Raw genomic sequence first — 16,705 nt, forward strand, 5'->3', positions numbered from 1 at the left:
TACACAAGGATGAGTAGCTTATTCACACTCACCTGCTGAGCAACTTGCCTTCGCGCGTCACCATCGCAAGGTCGACAAACTTGCTGCCGTGCTGTGCACCGGCCCCGAAAGCGACCTTGTGTCCGCCCAGGTCGTAAGTGCCCAGGTTCTGCAGCGCCTCGAGAACGGTCCTGGCCGATACAGGCTTCTTTGCACGGCGTATGCCTTCAACCAGCACCTTGGCAGCAAAGCATGCTTCGAGCTGCGTGCTGTTCATCGGCGTCTTGCTGCCGGCTGCTTCCATCGCCTTGGCGCATTCACGCACGGCGGGCACGTTCGAGTTGGGGTTGGGCACGACCTGCGCGATCGACACGCCCGAGGCGCTCGCGCCGGCTGCCGTGATGAACTGATCCGCACCAATGAAAGACAGGCTCGATGTCGGCACCACGCGCCCGGCTTCGACCATTTCTTTCTGCATCTGCGCAGCCGCGCCGGACAGCACCGTCGTGAGGATCAGGTCGGGGTGATGCGCCATGATGGCCGCCACTTCTGCCTTGCCCACCGGCGCATTGCGCTTGAGGGCGAGCGCCTGAGGCGCGAGGTTGATCTTCTTGAGGTACTGCTCGACCACTGCGAGATTCTGCTTGCCCACCTCATCGTCATAGTGGACGACGGTGACCTTCTTCAATCCGAGGCTCATCCAGAAATTGAGGATCTTCTCCATCTCTTCACCGTAAGACGCGCGCACCGTGAAGAGCACCGGGTTGTTCACCCGCACGGGGTTGGCCCCGGAAAACGGTGCGAAGAACGCGACATCGGCTTTCTCGGCTTGCGGGATGGCGTCGAGGCTGAGCGTTGCAGAAGCGAACCCGAAGAGCGCGAGCACGCTCTTGTTTTCAAGCAGTGTCCTGGCATTGGCGCCGGCGATCTTGCGATCGTTCTTGTCATCGAGTGACAGCAGTTCGATCTGCTTGCCCTGCACGCCGCCCCTGGCGTTGACGCTGGCGAAATAGGCGTTGGCGCCATCGCGGATGTCCTTGCCGAACACCGCATTGCCGCCCGACAGCGGTGCCGACTGGCCAATCACCCACTTGTCCGACTGCGCCTGTGCGCCGATGGCGGCTAAAGCGAGCGCCGCGCCCATCCAGATTGTTTTCATGAGATCCCCCGTTTACTCCAACGCAGACGGTAACGCGAGTTACAGCCGGATGCGTTAGGGGTTCTCGCTAACCCCTGCGCAACAGAGTGTTAGACCGCAGGGTGGTGTGCGTTTGTTCGCATGCCACCTGTGTCCCAAAGTTCTACTGCGCTGGCTGGCCGATGTTCTTTTGCAGGAATTTGTCCACCCGCGTCCAGAAGTCGACCCGGTTTTTCACCAGCTGCCAGCCATGGCCTTCATCGAGATATTCGACCCATTCGACGTTGGGATTGGTCTTCTGGACAGCGTCGCGCAATCGCGTGCCGTGAACGATCTGCACGCGGCGGTCGGCGCCGCCGTAGGCCAGCAGCAATGGCTGCTTGATGCGCGCCGCCTGCACCAGAGGCGATGTCTTGTTCAATTGCTCTGCATCGCGTTGCAGGTCGCCGACCAGCCGGGGCATGCCGTATGCCTTGTATTCCATGCTGAAGTCACCCCACCCGGGTTGATAGAGCAGGCTGATGTCGGTCACGCCGACCCAGTTGACGCCGCACTTGAACACATCGGGGTCGTTGAGCAGCCCCATCAACGCCGAGTAGCCGCCGTAACTCGCACCGGCAATGCAGATCCGCGCGGGGTCCGCTATGCCTTGCGCAACCGCCCAGCGTGCGCCGTCGGCAATGTCGTCCTGCATGGCCAGGCCCCATTGCTTCCAGCTGGCACGAAAGTGCTTCCAGCCAAAACCGGCGCTGCCACGAAACTCGGGCTCCAGCACCGCGTAGCCGCGCGATGCCAGGAACTGGCTGTCGGCGTCCCAGTTCCACTGCCCGCCTCGAACCCAGGGCCCGCCATGCACCAGTACCACCAGCGGCAGCTTTTTGCCCTTGCTGCCACGCGGCACGGTGAGCCAGCCCGGAATCTCCAGGCCGTCGCGCGCCTTGTAGCGCACGAAGTCGCGGGTCGCCATCTGCCTGGGCTCGATGTCGCGCATGACAGCGCCCAGCACGGTCTGCTTGCCGGTCTCGTAGTTGTAGAGGATGTAGCGACCGGGGTCCACATCGGAGTACGCATGCACCAGCACAAAGGGCACTTCGGGCCGGCGCGCAATCTCCATCAGGTTGACGGTGTTGGGCAGCAGCGCATCGACTTTGGCTTGCACAGCCTTCCACTGCGGATCGAACCAGATCGTGCCAGCTGCGTCGCTGACATAGCGCACGCCCAGCAGACCCTTGGGACCCATGATCAGCGAGCCGTTGAAGTCGAAGCCCTTGAGCGACACGATCGGCTCCGGGTCCAGCGCCTTCTTCACGAGGTCGTAGCGATAGAGCGAAGCCGTGTCGCCGCCCGCATTGCTTCGCACGTAGAGCGAGCCGTCGGGCGACATGGCCACGGGCGTGAAGCCCCTGCCGGTGTACGCGTCGAAATCGGCCAGGCTTTCCCATTTGCCGTCGGCGCCCAGAACATGCACAGCGCCCCGGCCCTTCTCATGCGACGTCGCCACGCGCGGCGTGTTGGTGTGATCGATGACCCAGCCCCAGGTCAGGCCCGGACGCTGGAAGCTCACCGTCTGGCCGGTCTTCGTGTTCAGGCGCAGCACGTTCTGCGCCTCGAATTCGCGGTTGTTGTTCCAGGTCAGCTGCGTGACGAACACATCATCGGAGTTCACGTCATAGGTCGGCGCGAGCAGGCGTGACCAGAAGTCGAGCATCCGGCCGCGGACACCGATCTCGCGCAGCCACGGCATTTCACGATCGACGAGCTGGCGATAGTCAGAGCCGTCACGCGACACCGCGTAGAGCCCGTTGGCCAGGTACGACTGGCCCTGCGGCATTTCCTTGTCGTTGATGGAAAACACCAGTCGGTCGTCACTGATCCAGGTGATGTTGTCCACGTCCGCATCGGTCGGCGCGACCAGCGATTTCGCGGTGAGCTTTTCGACGTCGAGCACGACGAGCTGGTAGCGGCCGTTCTTCGCGGCTACCCGTATCGCAAGATGGCGGCCGCTGGGTGACAGCTTGCCGCCGCTGAATGCAGGGTTCTGGAAGAACGCCTCGACCGGCACCGGGGTCTGGGCCGAAGCGGGGATAGCGGCGCACGCAATCAGGATTGCGCACAGGCAAGCAAAGGCGTTGCCAAAGGTGTTGCGGATGAGCATCCGCCGGTTATACCGCGACGACCGCCGTCAGAACCCCGCAACCAATCCGTCTCGACGCGAATCGCTGGCAGCGACATAGCCCTCACGAGACGGATCGCCTGCACGCCAGATGAACTGGCCCGAGCCGAAGTCCATGTAGCTGTCGTTGATGACTTCCATCTGGTGGCCGCGCGAGGCGAGCTCCGCCACCACTGCCTTGTCCATCTGCTGCTCGACGTTCAGCTCCAGCCCTGCATTGAAGCGCCAACGGGGCGCGTCGCACGCAGCCTGCGGGTTCTGCTTGTAGTCGATCATGCGAACGAGCGTCTGCAGATGGCCCTGGGGCTGCATGTTGCCGCCCATCACGCCGAACGACATCACCGGCTGGCCGTCCCTGGTCAGGAACGCAGGGATGATGGTGTGGAAGGGCCGCTTGCCCGGCGCCACCTGGTTGGGCCCTGCATCAATGCTGAAGCCGTGTCCGCGATTTTGCAGGCTGATGCCGAAGTCGGGCTCCACGCAACCCGAGCCGAAGCCCATGTAGTTGCTCTGGATGAAGCTCACCATCATGCCGTTCTCGTCGGCGGCCGTGAGGTAGATCGTGCCGCCCTTGACCGGATTGCCCGCCTTGAAATCCTGCGCGCGCTTCATGTCGATCATGCGGGCGCGCGATGCGAGGTAGCTGTCGTCCAGCATCTGCTCGGGCGTGACGGTCATGCTCGAAGGCTCCGACACATATTGATAGACGTCCGCAAACGCGAGCTTCATCGCTTCGATCTGGATGTGCTGCGAATCGGCGCTGTCCACAGCGTACGAAGCGATGTCGAACTTCTCGACGATGCCCAGCGCGATCAGTGCAGCGATGCCCTGCCCGTTCGGCGGAATCTCGTGAAGTGTGTAGCCGCGATAGTTGCGTGCGAGCGGCTTGACCCACTCGGGCTGGTAGGCGGCCAGGTCGCTGGCCTTCATGCTGCCGCCGTTGGCCGTGGAAAACTTCTCCAGAGCCGCTGCAATCTCGCCGCGATAGAAAGCATCGCCCTTGGTCTGCGCGATCAGGCGCAACGCCCGGGCCGCTGCCTTGAACTGCCACAACTCGCCCACATTCGGCACGCGGCCATGGGGCATGAACGCTTGCGCAAAGCCCGGCTGGTCGCTCATTTCCCTTGCGCCCGAGTCCCACTTCTGCTGCACGACCACCGGCAAGAGGTAGCCGCGCTCGGCGATCTCGATGGCCGGCTCCAGCAGGTCAGCGAACGGGAGCTTGCCGAACTTGTCGCTCATTGCCCGCCAGCCGGCAACCGCGCCCGGAACCGTCACGCTGTCGAGCCCGCGCTTGGGCGGCTTCGGGTCGGCGCCGTACTTGCGCTTGAAGTAATCGGGCGTCCACGCCTGCGGCGCAGTGCCGGATGCGTTGAGCCCGTGCAGTTCCTTGCCGTCCCAGATGATCGCGAAAGCGTCGCTGCCCAGGCCGTTGCTCACAGGTTCGACGATGGTCATCGCTGCAGCGGCTGCGATCGCCGCATCGACGGCATTGCCACCCTTGAGCAACATCCGCAGGCCGGCCTGTGAGCCGAGCGGGTGCGAGGTCGAACAGATGTTGCGCGCAAAGACCGGCAGGCGCGTGGTGGGATAGGGGTTGTTGAAGTCGAAGTTCATGCGTGGATTATTGCGCCGCCCGGCGATGCCCGCTTGTCACAGCCTAGACTCTGCAGCCATGAAAAAGGAATTGATCACCCCGTTCTTCGAAACGCTGCGCACCGCCAACCCGCTGCCCACGACCGAACTGGAGTTCACGACGCCCTTCGAGCTGCTGGCTGCCGTGCTCTTGTCGGCGCAGGCCACTGATGTGAGCGTGAACAAGGCGACCCGCAAGCTCTTTGCAGTTGCCAACACGCCGCAAGCGATTCTTGACCTGGGTCAAGCCGGGCTTGAGGCGTACATCAAGACGATCGGCCTTTATCGCATGAAGGCCAAGCACCTCATCGAAGCGTGTCGCATCCTGGTCGAGCGGCATGACGGTGTGGTGCCGCGCTCGCGTGAAGAGCTGCAGTCGTTGCCGGGCGTGGGTCGCAAGACGGCCAATGTCGTGTTGAACACGGCGTTCGGACAGGCGACGATGGCGGTTGATACGCATATCTTTCGCGTCAGCAACCGGACGGGGCTGGCCCCAGGCAAGGACCCGCTAGCAGTGGAACTGGCACTGCTCAAACGCGTGCCCGACGAATTCATCCACGACGCGCACCACTGGCTGATTCTTCACGGCCGCTATGTGTGCGTCGCGCGCACGCCGAAGTGCTGGGAGTGTGCGGTGAGTGCGTATTGCGACTACCGGCCCAAGACGCCTGCGCCCTGAGAGATGGCGCCGCCTCAAAGTCACAAAACCCCGACCGCCTCGACCTCCACCTTGAACCCATAGTGCAACGGCCCTGTCGGCACCACCGCGCGCGACGGCTTGGCCGACCCGGCCCATCCGGCGTACACCGCGTTGAACGCGGGCCAGTTGTCCAGGCTGTCCACGTACACCCGCACCTGTACCAGCTTGTCCACACTGCTGCCGGCGGCTTCGAGTGCGGCCTGCACATTGGCCAGTACCTGCACCGCCTGGATCTCGAAGCTGGCATCGCTCAACTTCGTGCCGTCAGGCCGTATCGGCAACTGGCCCGAAACGAACACGAAGCCGTTGGCCACCGTCGCATGGCTGTAGTGGCCGCCCGGCTTGGCCATGGTGGGCGGATTGACGCGGGTGGGTTTGATTGCCATGAGATTCACCAGCCGTAAAAGCGAGGCCACGCAGTCGTCGCACCGTCGGTGCCCACTGCGTGGTACTCAGGAAACTGCGCGCCGGTGGCGCACGCGTGATTGGGAAGGATGCGCAATTGCGTGCCGACCGGCAGCACTGCCGCTATATCCAATGCGACGTTGCCACCAGCAGACGCCGTCACCACACCATGCTCCTGGTTCGCAGAACTCAGCACGAACCCCTGCATGGGCCGGCCTTGCGCATCGCAGACCTGCCCGTAGCCGTAGTCATGCGCCTGCGATTGCGTGCCCCGGTCGCGGCTCATTGCCATCCAGCCCGCATCCACAATCGCCCAGCCCTTTTCGCGCTGGTGGCCAATCACCGTAGTGAGCACGCTCAGCGCGATGTCGTCTTGCGTGCAGACACCCACGTTCGCCATCACCAGGTCGAAGAACACATACACACCGGCTCGCACTTCGGTGACGCCTTCGAGTTGCTCGGCAGACAACGCAGTCGGCGTCGACCCGACGCTCACCACGGCGCAGGGCAAGCCAGCATCGCGAAGGCGCTGCGCGGCGCGCACGCAGCCCGCGCGTTCCTGCTCGGCCATCTTGCGCAGCGCGTGCGGCGTGCTGCAGTTGTAGCTCTCGCCCGCATGGGTCATGACGCCGCCGAGCTTTGCGCCGCCGTCAACCAGCGCGCGCCCGACATCCAGCAGCAAAGCGTCTTCAGGCTTGACGCCCGAGCGGTGACCGTCGGTGTCGATCTCGATCCAGGTCTCGAACACTTCGCCATGCTCACGGCCGAACGCTGCAATCGCCTGCGCGCCCTCCACGCTGTCCGTCACGATCTTCAGGTCGCAGCCCTTGCGGCGTAGCGCCAGCGCCTGTGCCAGCTTGTTCGGCGCCATGCCGACGGCGTAAAGAATGTCGGTGATGCCCGCAGCGAAAAACTGCTCGGCCTCTTTCAATGTGGACACCGTGATGCCCGAAGCGCCAGCCTCCACTTGCGCACGAACCACTTCGACGCACTTGGATGTCTTGACGTGGGGACGGAACTTCACGCCAAGCGCGTTCATGCGGTCCTGCATGCGCCGGATGTTGGCTTGCATGCGCGCTGTATCGACCAGCGCGGCGGGAGTGGAAATATCGGATAGCGTCATTGCGCCAATCCTACAGCCCTGCAACCCTGCACCGCTGCCTGCCTAGAGTCCGCGCCAGCCGCCGCCCAATGCCTGGATCAACGCGACCGCAGCCACTTGCCGGTCAGACTGCGCCGTCACCACGGCGCGGCGCGCATTGGCAGCCGTGACTTGCGCATTGATGACTTCGGTGTAGCTCACCTGCCCAGCCAGGTAACGATTGAGCACCTGCTGCTCGACCAGGTTCGCTGCCGTCACCGCCTGCTGGCGCAGCACCAGTTGCTGCTGCAGCACGCGTGATGCAACCAGCTGGTCCTCGACATCCTGGAAGGCAGACAGCACCGTCTGGCGATACCGCGCAGCCGCTTCTTCCAAGCCCGCGCGGGCGCTGTCGACACGCGCACGATTCGCGCCTGCATCGAAGATCGTCTGCGCCAGCGATGCGCCAATGGACCACGCAAGCGCCGATGCGCTGAACAGGTCGCCAATGCTGGCCGCGCCCAGGCCGACCTGCCCCGAGAGCCGGATGTTCGGATACCGCGCCGCCTGCGCGATGCCGATCTGCTCATTGGCTTGCGCCGCACGACGCTCGGCTGCTGCAATATCGGGCCTGCGCAGCAGCAGCGTTGAGGGCACATCAAAAGGCACATCCGGCACGGCGCCCATCCACGTCGTGCGCGGAGCCAGCGTGAAGTTGGCAGGCGCCTGGCCGATCAGCACCGCAATCGCATGTTCAAGCACCGCACGTTGCCGCTCGATGGTGAGTATCTCGGCGCGCGCATTGATCAGCTGCGTCTGGGCCTGCAACTGGTCAGTGCGCGCGACGATGCCTGCGTTGTACCGGTTGGTCGCGATGTTGAAGGTGCGCTCGTAGCCGGCGATGGTCTGCAGTTGCAACTCGCGCTGAACGTCGAGTTCGCGCAGGTTGAAGTAGTTGATGGCGAGTTCGCCCTGGGCCGATAGCTTCGCGGATTGAAGATCGGCAGCACTGGCCTGCTCGCCCGCACGCGAACTATCGACACCCCGGCGCAGACGGCCCCACACATCGGGCTCCCATGCGCCGCCTATGCCCACGCTGTAATTGCTGCGCGATGGCGTGCTGCCGCCGCCGCCACTGCGCGATGCGCCGGAATCGAGATTAACCGTCGGAAAAAGCGAAGCACGCTGCTCGGCCACCAGCGCGCGAGCCTGCGCGTACGAAGCAACCGCGGCGGCCACGCTCTGGTTGGAGACCTCCACACGCGAGGTCAGGTCGTTCAGCACCGGGTCTTCAAACAGTTGCCACCACGGACCACGCTCCAGCATGTCGGCGGGCACGGCCCTGACCCATTCGCCGCGGCCTTCCTTGAAAGCCACCGGGGTCTCGACCGTTGGCACCTGATAAACGGGCCCCACGGCGCAGCCAGACAGGACCAGCGCGAGCACGACCAGTGAAAGGCGGGAAGGAGTAAAGGAAGGAGAAAGTGATTTCATGTGCGTCATGTTCCAGCGGGGCTGGCGGAGGTGGCCGCAATAGGCGCGTGACGGCCCAGCTCGCGTTCGTGCGGGCTGCGGCGACGCAGTTTGTCGAGCAGCAGGTAGACGACCGGTGTCGTGAGAAGCGTGATCACCTGGCTGGCGATCAGCCCGCCGATGATGGCGATGCCCAGCGGCTTGCGCAGCTCCGCGCCCTCGCCGAAGCCGATGGCCAGCGGCAGCGCGCCCAGGCCTGCGGCAAGTGTCGTCATCAGGATCGGACGAAAGCGCAGCAGGCACGCCTCACGCACGGCGGCATACGGCGAGAGGCCGCGCGAACGCTCGGCATCGAGCGCAAAGTCGATGATGAGAATCGCGTTCTTCTTCACGATGCCGATCAGCAGGAACAGGCCGATCAGCGCAATGATGGACAGCTCCATCTTGAACAGCAGCAGTGCCAGTGCGGCGCCCACGCCCGCCGATGGCAGCGTTGAAAGCACCGTGATCGGATGCACCAGGCTTTCATACAGCACGCCCAGCAGGATGTAGATCACGACGATGGCCGCGAGGATCAGCATGGGCTGCTCGCCTTGCGATTGCTGCGCCGCCCGCGCCGTGCCCTGGAAGCTGCCGCGCACGTTGATCGGCATGCTGATGGACGCTTCTGCCTGCCGCACTGCGTCCTGGCCGTCCTGCAGGTTGCTGCCTTCTGCGAGGTTGTAGGAAATCGTGGTGGCGAGCTCGGCGTCCTGGTGGTTCACCGAACTGGCGGTGGGGCGTTCGCTGAACTTCGCGATGGCTGACAGCGGCACCATCGTCGTCGCCTTGCTGCCCACGGCCTGCCCCGATGACTGATCGCGCAGGCCCGGGTTGATGGGCGCACTGCCTGTTGCGGCTGTGGTGGTTGTAGCGGTGGTTGTCGACGTCGTTGAATTGAGCGGCGTGGTGATGCTGCCGGTCGTGCCGCGCGCGGGAACATAAATGTCTTTCAGCGCTTCGGGGCTTCGCGTGTACATCGGTGCCACACCCATGATCACGCGGTATTGATTGAGCTCGTCGTAGATGGTCGCGACCTGCCGCTGGCCGAAGCCGTTGTACAGGGCGTTGTTGATGTCACGCGAGTTGATGCCCAGCCGCGCCGCCGATTCCTTGTCCACATCGACGAAAACTTCGACGCCGTTTTCCTGCTGGTCGGTGTCCACGTCGGTCAACGCGGGCTGCTGCTTCATCGCTTCGGCCAGGCGCGCGGCCCAGTTGCGAAGGTCGGCGACGTTGTCGCTCTTGAGCGTGTATTGATAGGTGCTGTTGCTCTGGCGGCCGCCCATGCGCAGGTCCTGGACCGGGTTCAGGAACAGGCTCACACCGGTGATCTGTGCGAGCTGTGGTCGCAATCGCGCAATCACCGCCTGGCCCTTGTCGGTACGGTCTGCGCCGCGCTTCAGATTCACGAACAGAAAGCCGCCACCCGCGCGCCCGCCGCCGGTGAAACCCACCACCGTGTCGACCGCAGGATCGGCCCGGATGATGTTGACCAGCTGCCTGAGCTTTTCCTGCATGGCCTGGAAAGAGATGCTCTGGTCGGCACGCAGTCCGCCCTGGATCTGCCCTGTGTCCTGCTGCGGAAAAAAGCCCTTGGGGATCATCGTGAACAGGTAGGCGTTCAATCCGATCACCAGCACCAGGATGGCCAGCACGAGCCAGCGCATCGACAGCGCCCAATCGAGGCTGTGTTCGTACTGGCGCTGCATCCAGTTGAAGCCGCGCTCGAAGGCACGCGAGACGCGGCCCGGCGGTTTTTGCTCGTCATGCGGACGCAGCAGCCATGCGCAGAGCATCGGGGTGGTGGTGAGCGAGATGACCAGCGAGATCATGACGGCTGCCGACAGCGTCACCGCAAATTCGCGAAAGAGCCGCCCGACCTGTCCACCCATGAACAGCAGCGGGATGAAGACGGCCACCAGCGAGAGGCTGATCGACAGCACGGTGAATCCGACTTCGCGTGCGCCCAGCAAGGCAGCACTGAAGCGATCCATGCCGGCTTCGATGTGGCGGCTGGTGTTTTCCAGAACCACGATCGCGTCATCGACAACGAAACCGGTCGCCACGGTGAGCGCCATGAGGCTCAGGTTGTTGAGCGAAAAGCCCAGCAAGTACATCACGGCAAATGTGCCGAGCAGCGACACAACCGTGGCGACGGCCGGGATGATGGTGGCGCGAACGCTGCGCAGGAAGGCGCTGACCACCAGCACGACCAGCACGATCGCGATCACCAGCGTGACTTCCACCTCGTGCAGTGAAGCGCGTATGGAGTGGGTGCGGTCGGTCGCGACCGACAGCTTGATGTCGCCGGGCAGTTGCGCCTGCAACTCGGGCAGGAGCGCGCGAACGTTGTCCACCGTCTCGATCGCGTTGGCACCCGGCTGCAGGGTGACCAGCACGATGACGGCCGGCTCGCCGTTGAACAGGCCCAGCGTGTTGATGTTCTCGACGCTGTCGTTGATCTCGGCCAGATCGGACAGGCGAATCGCCGCGCCGTTGCGCCATGCGACCACCAGGTTGCGATAGTCAGCAGCGGTGGGCCGCCCTTCGCGCACGCCGGTGCCGGTGTAGATCTGCAGTTGCCGGCCCGAGCCTTCGATCGTTCCCTTGGGCCGATTCGCGTTGCTGGCCTGAAGCGCAGCGCGCACGTCTTCGGAGCTGACGCCGTATTTGCTGAGCGCGAAAGGCAGCAGCTCGACGCGGACGGCAGGCAGCGAACCACCGCCGAGTTCGACGTCGCCCACGCCCTGCACCTGTGCCACTTTCTGCTGCACGACGTTGGACACGGCGTCATAGATCTGGCCAGGCGAGCGCGTCGGCGAGGTCATGGCCAGGATGATCACGGGCGCGGCGGATGGGTTGGCCTTGCGGTAACTCGGGTTGCTGCGCAGGGTCGAGGGCAAGTCGGCGCGCGATGCGTTGATCGCGGCCTGCACTTCGCGTGCGGCGGCGTCGATCTTGCGGTTGAGGTCGAACTGCAGGCTGATGCGGGTGGAGCCGTTGCCGCTGGACGACGTCATCTCGTTGACGCCTGCGATCACGCCCAGCCTTCGCTCCAGGGGTGTGGCCACGCTGGACGCCATCGTGTCCGGGCTGGCACCTGGCAGGTTCGCGCTGACGGAGATCACCGGGTAGTCCACCTGCGGCAGCGGCGCGACGGCCAGCACGAAGAACGCGCCTATGCCGGCCAGCGCGATCCCGATGGTGAGCAGGATCGTCGCGACGGGGCGGCGGACGAAGGGCTCGGAAAGGTTCATCGAATACCGCCCCACCGCCTGGCCAACCCATCAAACCCCAGATAAATCACCGGCGTCGTGAACAGCGTCAGCAACTGGCTCACGATCAACCCACCAAAGATCGCCAGCCCCAGCGGCCTTCTCAGCTCCGCGCCGTCGCCCCACCCCAGCATCAGCGGCACCGCCGCAAACAGCGCGGCCAGCGTCGTCATCAGGATCGGCCGGAACCGCAGCAGCGCCGCCTGATGAATGGCCTCGCGCGCCGACTTGCCTTCCTTGCGTTCGGCCTCGATCGCGAAGTCGATCATCATGATCGCGTTCTTCTTGACGATGCCGATCAGCAAGATGATGCCGATGATGCCGATCACGCCCAGGTCATTGCCGGTGACCAGCAGCGCCAGCAATGCGCCCACCCCCGCCGACGGCAGCGTGGACAAGATCGTGAGGGGATGGATGTAGCTCTCATACAGCACGCCCAGCACGATGTACACGCACACCACCGCCGCAAGAATCAGCCACAGCTGGTTGCTCAGCGATGCCTCGTAAGCGCCCGAAGCGCCCAGGAAGGTCATGGTCACGCTGCTGGGCATGTTGAGCTCTTTGGCCGCGACGCGAATCGCATCGACTGCCGTGCCCAGCGAAACACCCGGCGCCGTATCGAAACCCACCGTGGTCGCCGGATATTGCGCGACGTGCGTGATCTGCAGCGGCGCGCGGCGCTCGACGATGGTCGCCACTGCCGACAGAGGCGTAGCCTCACCCGACGATGTGCGCAGTTGCACCATGCCCAGCGAAGCGGGCGATGCCTGCGGATCGGGCCGCGCTTCCAGGATCACGCGGTACTGGTTGGTCTGCGTGAAGATGGTGGACACGATGCGCTGGCCGAACGCGCTGTAGAGCGCTTCATCAATCGCCGATGCCGAAATGTTCAGGCGTGCCGCCGTGTCGCGGTCGATATCGACATACACCGCTGCGCCTGATGCATCGGCATCGGTGGTCACATTGCGAACCTTGCCCACCGCCTGCAGCTTGCGCGCCAGCGCAGTCGCCCATTGCGTCACCGTCGCACCGTCGGCGCCTTCGATCGACAGGCGGTATTGCGTCGGCCCCGACTCGGCATCGATGGTCAGGTCTTGTGTTGGCTGCAGGTAGAACACGATGCCGGGCACGCGTTGCGCGCGCTGGCGCAGCCGGTCGATCACCTGTTGCTGGTTGTCGTGGCTCTTTTTCAGGTTGATCAACATGCGGCCGGTGTGCAGCATGGTGTTGTTGGCCGCATCCACGCCCACAAAGCTGCTGAGGGTCTCGACGTCCGGGTCTTCCATCACCAGCCGCGCAACCTCCTGCTGCATCTGCGCCATGGCGGTGTACGACACCGATTGCGATGCCTCGACCCGCGCCTGCAGCTGCCCGGTGTCCTGCGTGGGGAACAGGCCCTTGGGAATCCAGATGTAGAGCAGCACTGTCAGCACGAGCGTGGCGAGTGCCACCAGCAGCGTGAGTTTTTCGCGGGCGAGCACCCACTGGAGCCAGCCGTCGTAGTGCTCGATGATGCGGTCGAACTTGCGCTGCATCCAGCCGCCCCAGCCCTTTTCGCCGCCCTCGTGCGCCTTGATCCAGCGGCCCGACATCATCGGCACCAGCGTCAGGGACACCACGGCAGAAATCAGGATGGTGATCGCCAGCGTCACCGCAAATTCGCGGAACAGCCGCCCCACCACATCGCCCATGAAGAGCAGCGGAATCAGCACCGCAATCAGCGAGACCGTCAGCGAGATGATGGTGAAGCCGATCTCGCTCGCACCCTTGAGCGCCGCTTCCATCGGCGGGTCGCCGTCCTCGATGTGGCGCGAGATGTTCTCGATCATCACGATGGCGTCGTCCACCACGAAGCCGGTTGCAATCGTGAGCGCCATCAGGCTCAGGTTGTTCAGGCTGTAGCCCAGCAGGTACATCACGCCGCACGCACCGATCAGCGAAATCGGGACGGCAAGACTCGCAATGACGGTCGCGCGCAGGCTGTGCAGGAAAGCAAAGATCACCAGCACCACCAGCACCACCGCCAGGATCAGCTCGATCTGCACATGGTGAACCGACGCGCGGATACCGGTCGTGCGGTCGCTCAGCACATCGACCTTGATCGATGCCGGCAGGCCGGACATGAGTTCGGGCAATCGGGCCTTGATGCCATCGACCGTGGCGATCACATTGGCACCGGGCTGGCGCTGAACGTTGAGGATGATCGCGGGCTTGAGCTGCCCATCGACTACGGCCCATGCACCGAGCTTGACGTTCTCCGCGCTCTCCACCGCCTTGGCCACATCCGACAGGCGGATCGGCGCGCCGTTCTTGAAAGAGACGATCAGGTTCTGGTAATCGGCTGCCGCCACCAGCTGGTCATTGGCATTGATGGTGTAGGCACGGGTCGCGCCGTCGATGCTGCCCTTGGCGCTGTTGGCGTTGGCCGCCGTGATGGCCGTGCGTACGTTGTCCAGCGTGAGGCCGTAAGAAGCCAGCGCGCGCGCATCCACCTGGATGCGAACCGCCGGGCGCTGCCCGCCCGACAAGGTGACCAGGCCCACGCCCGACACCTGGCTGACCTTCAGCGCGATTCGCGTGTTCGCGATGTTCTGTACTTCGGTGAGCGCGAGCGAATCGGAGGTGATCGCCAGCGTGAGCACCGGTGCATCCGCCGGATTCACCTTGGCATAGACGGGCGGTGCGGGCAGGTCGGCAGGAAGCAGCGATCCACCTGCATTGATGGCCGCCTGCACCTGCTGCTCGGCAACATCGAGCGCCAGGCCCAGACCGAACTGCAGCGTGACGATGGACACGCCCGCCGCACTGGTCGAACTCATGCGCGACAGGCCCGGCATCTGCCCGAACTGGCGCTCCAGCGGCGCGGTGACGGTTTGCGCCATCACCTCCGGGCTTGCGCCCGGGTACAGCGTCTGCACCTGGATGGTCGGGTAATCGACCTGCGGCAGCGCCGACAGCGGCAGGAACCTGAAGCCGAGCACGCCTGCCAGCACGATGGCCAGCATCAGCAGCGAGGTCGCGACCGGCCGCAGGATGAAAGGACGCGACGGGTTCATTGAGGCTGCGCGCGTCTGCCTTCACCGCGGCCGCCGCCCTCGGCACGCCGCTGCTGCATCTGCGCCCAGCGCTCCAGCGCGGCCGGGTCGCCCTTGTCGAGCCGCTCCAGGAACGCCTTGCGGCGGGCCAGCATTTCAGGGTCATCCTTGGCCGACTCCAGCATGCGCTGGCGTTGCTCGGGTGTGGGGCCTGCGACCGGTGCTGCGGCGGCGGGCGCAGCAGCAGGAGCAGGACCGGCAACAGGAGCCGATGCGCCGCGAGGCGCGCTGCCCGCAGACGCAGCGCTTCTGGCCCGTGGACCAGCAGTGGCACCCGAGGCCGCACCCGAGGCCGCCGGCGCGACCGGTGCAGCAGGTGCAAGGGATGCACCCGCAGCAGCCGAAGCCGCGCCATCGGCACCCCGCATGCGGCGTCCGCCGCCTGGCCTGCCCGCACCCGGTGCATCGCCCGGTAACACGACGCGCGAACCATCGCGCAGCCTGTCAGCGCCTTCGGTGATCACACGTTCGCCCACCTGCAGGCCCGTGGCGATCTGCACCTTGTCCACCGTGGCGATACCGCGCGTCACCGTTCTTTGCGTCACGGTGCGGTCATCGTTGAGCACGAACACATAAACCCCTGCCGGTCCCTGGCGCACGGCAGCCACAGGCACGACGACCGCATCGCGGATCGTCTTCATGTTCAGCTGGACATTGACGAACTGGCTGGGGAACAGCGACTGGCGCGCATTGTTGAAACGCGCCTTGGCACGCACGGTGCCGGTCTGGGTGTCGATCTGGTTGTCGAGCGAGGCGAAGGTGCCCACATCGAGCACCGTGGTGCGCGTGCGGTCAAAGGCCTTCACTTCCATGAAGGCCCCCACGTTCTGCTGCAAGGTCACGGCCTGGTCCTGCGGAATCGCGAACTCCACATCGATGGGCGACAACTGCGTGATGAGGGCGACACCATTGGCGTCACCGGTGCTCACCACATTGCCGACATCGACTGCCCGCAGGCCGATGCGCCCTGCAATGGGCGCGGTGATGTTGGTGTAGCTCAGGTTCAGGCGAGCCGCGCCTTCGTTGGCCTTGGCGATCACCACGGCGGCTTCGAGCTGCTTGACCAGCGCCGCCTGTGTATCGACTTCCTGGCGCGCAATGGAGTCCTGCCCGAGCAAGGTGCGGTAACGCTCCAGCGTGACCCGGGCCGCTGCAAGCTGCGCTTCATCGCGAAGCCGCTGGCCTGCGGCCTGCTGCACCGTCATTTCAAACTGGCGCGGATCGATCACGGCCAGCAGTTCGCCCTTGCGGACCATCTGCCCTTCCTTGTAGATCACGCGCTGCAGCACGCCAGACACCTGCGGGCGCACGCGCACGCTGGCCTGCGGAATCACAGTGCCGAGCGCATCGACCACCACCGGGATTTCCATGCGTTCGGCAATCGCAACACCGACCGTGGTCGCGGGGCCGCGTCCACCGGCCCGGCCGCCTGCGCCCCCACCGCCAGGGCCACCCCCACCGCCTGCCGATGCGCCGCTCGCGCCGGGCCGCGCGCCGCCAGCGCCCGCAGCGGGGGTATCGGGATGGGTGAGACTCCAGGCCAGCCAGCCGATGCCCGCGACCGCCAGCAGCGCAATCACGCTGCCGATGATGGTCGACCGGCGGCTCACGGCTCGCCGGGGGGGCTCAGCAATTGTTGTGGTGGATACGGTTTCGCGATTGACGGGTTCTTGATCCATCGGTGTCCTTGTTGTGCCCGCACTGCGGCA

10 protein-coding genes are annotated in these 16,705 nt (G+C 64.7%); 1 reads left to right on the plus strand and 9 read right to left on the minus strand.

The genetic code is table 11. The features are described 5' to 3' along the window. Window positions 1–28: 28 nt before the first annotated feature. From AQ12_RS10660 to AQ12_RS10670, 3 genes are all read right to left on the minus strand, one after another. Window positions 29–1,138: an ABC transporter substrate-binding protein gene (locus tag AQ12_RS10660; protein ID WP_082151537.1), complete on the minus strand. Its 1,110-nt coding sequence runs from the start codon at window positions 1,136–1,138 to the stop codon at window positions 29–31. 142 nt (window positions 1,139–1,280) lie between these two features. Beyond that, window positions 1,281–3,272 carry a S9 family peptidase gene (locus AQ12_RS10665; protein WP_053076677.1) on the minus strand — a complete coding sequence of 664 codons (1,992 nt, stop codon included), beginning with the start codon at window positions 3,270–3,272 and terminating at the stop codon, window positions 1,281–1,283. A gap of 27 nt (window positions 3,273–3,299) precedes the next feature. Continuing rightward, entirely contained in the window at window positions 3,300–4,907 is a 1,608-nt protein-coding gene (locus AQ12_RS10670; protein ID WP_048439886.1) for a gamma-glutamyltransferase family protein, read from the minus strand. A gap of 58 nt (window positions 4,908–4,965) precedes the next feature. Between AQ12_RS10670 and nth the strand changes: the two genes are divergently transcribed. Then, window positions 4,966–5,604, plus strand: coding sequence for an endonuclease III (gene nth, locus AQ12_RS10675; protein WP_048439887.1), 639 nt, complete (start codon window positions 4,966–4,968; stop codon window positions 5,602–5,604). A 20-nt stretch (window positions 5,605–5,624) separates the two neighbouring features. On the opposite strand, the gene AQ12_RS10680 is transcribed toward nth, so the two are convergent. From AQ12_RS10680 to AQ12_RS10705, 6 genes are read right to left on the minus strand one after another with little or no spacing between them, the layout of a single operon-like run. Then, a complete protein-coding gene (locus AQ12_RS10680) occupies window positions 5,625–6,011 on the minus strand; it encodes a RidA family protein (protein WP_048439888.1) in 387 nt (128 codons plus the stop codon). Between the two features lie 5 nt (window positions 6,012–6,016). Beyond that, window positions 6,017–7,153: a DSD1 family PLP-dependent enzyme gene (locus AQ12_RS10685; RefSeq protein WP_048439889.1), complete on the minus strand. Its 1,137-nt coding sequence runs from the start codon at window positions 7,151–7,153 to the stop codon at window positions 6,017–6,019. A 42-nt stretch (window positions 7,154–7,195) separates the two neighbouring features. Then, window positions 7,196–8,605 (minus strand): efflux transporter outer membrane subunit, encoded by a 1,410-nt coding sequence (locus AQ12_RS10690; RefSeq protein ID WP_048440011.1) that lies wholly within the window; start codon window positions 8,603–8,605, stop codon window positions 7,196–7,198. Between the two features lie 5 nt (window positions 8,606–8,610). Continuing rightward, a complete protein-coding gene (locus tag AQ12_RS10695) occupies window positions 8,611–11,883 on the minus strand; it encodes an efflux RND transporter permease subunit (protein ID WP_048439890.1) in 3,273 nt (1,090 codons plus the stop codon). Beyond that, window positions 11,880–14,957 carry an efflux RND transporter permease subunit gene (locus AQ12_RS10700; protein WP_048439891.1) on the minus strand — a complete coding sequence of 1,026 codons (3,078 nt, stop codon included), beginning with the start codon at window positions 14,955–14,957 and terminating at the stop codon, window positions 11,880–11,882. The genes AQ12_RS10695 and AQ12_RS10700 overlap by 4 nt, the downstream gene beginning before the upstream one ends. Next, a complete protein-coding gene (locus AQ12_RS10705; protein WP_048439892.1) occupies window positions 14,954–16,675 on the minus strand; it encodes an efflux RND transporter periplasmic adaptor subunit in 1,722 nt (573 codons plus the stop codon). Before AQ12_RS10705 ends, AQ12_RS10700 begins: the two co-directional genes overlap by 4 nt. Window positions 16,676–16,705 lie beyond the last annotated feature (30 nt).

The organism is Caenimonas sp. SL110, from assembly GCF_001044395.1.
GTDB lineage: Bacteria > Pseudomonadota > Gammaproteobacteria > Burkholderiales > Burkholderiaceae_C > Ramlibacter.

Excerpts from the sequence above, each read along its gene's own strand:
- AQ12_RS10690 (WP_048440011.1), bottom strand. The coding sequence starts at position 8,605 with ATGAAATCACTTTCTCCTTCCTTTACTCCTTCCCGCCTTTCACTGGTC.
- AQ12_RS10705 (WP_048439892.1), bottom strand. The coding sequence starts at position 16,675 with ATGGATCAAGAACCCGTCAATCGCGAAACCGTATCCACCACAACAATT.
- AQ12_RS10700 (WP_048439891.1), bottom strand. The coding sequence starts at position 14,957 with ATGAACCCGTCGCGTCCTTTCATCCTGCGGCCGGTCGCGACCTCGCTG.
- AQ12_RS10660 (WP_082151537.1), bottom strand. The coding sequence starts at position 1,138 with ATGAAAACAATCTGGATGGGCGCGGCGCTCGCTTTAGCCGCCATCGGC.
- AQ12_RS10685 (WP_048439889.1), bottom strand. The coding sequence starts at position 7,153 with ATGACGCTATCCGATATTTCCACTCCCGCCGCGCTGGTCGATACAGCG.
- AQ12_RS10670 (WP_048439886.1), bottom strand. The coding sequence starts at position 4,907 with ATGAACTTCGACTTCAACAACCCCTATCCCACCACGCGCCTGCCGGTC.
- nth (WP_048439887.1), top strand. The coding sequence starts at position 4,966 with ATGAAAAAGGAATTGATCACCCCGTTCTTCGAAACGCTGCGCACCGCC.
- AQ12_RS10695 (WP_048439890.1), bottom strand. The coding sequence starts at position 11,883 with ATGAACCTTTCCGAGCCCTTCGTCCGCCGCCCCGTCGCGACGATCCTG.
- AQ12_RS10665 (WP_053076677.1), bottom strand. The coding sequence starts at position 3,272 with ATGCTCATCCGCAACACCTTTGGCAACGCCTTTGCTTGCCTGTGCGCA.
- AQ12_RS10680 (WP_048439888.1), bottom strand. The coding sequence starts at position 6,011 with ATGGCAATCAAACCCACCCGCGTCAATCCGCCCACCATGGCCAAGCCG.